Source organism: Vibrio sp. 1580 (genome assembly GCF_033340055.1).
Map to the genome: position 1 here is coordinate 1 of NZ_JAWOVT010000424.1, position 613 is coordinate 613.

Genomic DNA, 613 nt, shown 5'->3' on the forward strand with positions numbered 1-613 from the left:
ATTTTGTGTTGTTTGTTGCTTAAATAAACAAAAAAGCCCTCCATTTGGAGAGCTTTTCTATCAACTTTGAGTGTTCAACTATTCACTTTTAGAGTAAAAACGCTGTAACTCGGTTAAGCCTTGCATAAGAACCGGCAGTTTAGGCGTTTCATCACGCATGCGCTTGTAGTTCTCATCGTATAGCTTGTAGTTCCCGAACTTATCGATCACGGTAGTTTGGTTATTTGTGATGAGAGCAAGTTCTCGAGTATCACCAGCAAGAATCCAACGGCGACGGCTTTCGTCAAATAAGTTACGACCACTGCTGTAATCGTATGGATTGGACGATACACCAAGCATATCTTGCAGTAGCGTAACTGAAAGGTCTAAATGGCTCGTGCTGTGATTAAACTCACCAGCCATCATACCAGGCCAATGGATTACCATAGGCACCTGCAATTGGTAACGACTGTAGTTACTGTTTGCGCCCCAGCTATTGGTATTGGTTTCGTTAAACTCACTGCCATGGTTGGAAGTGACGATAACAACGGTGTTTGCCAATAATTGAGCGTCTTCAAGTGTTTTGATAATACCGCCGACTTTGTCATCCGCAGATTTCACGGCAAACTCATAA

General features: G+C 42.7%; 1 protein-coding gene. It reads right to left on the reverse strand.

What is annotated here, in order from left to right; all coding sequences use genetic code 11:
• Positions 1–78 precede the first annotated feature (78 nt).
• The coding region (locus R7093_RS26370; RefSeq protein ID WP_318147169.1) for a sulfatase-like hydrolase/transferase at positions 79–613 on the reverse strand (535 nt) is incomplete at its 5' end.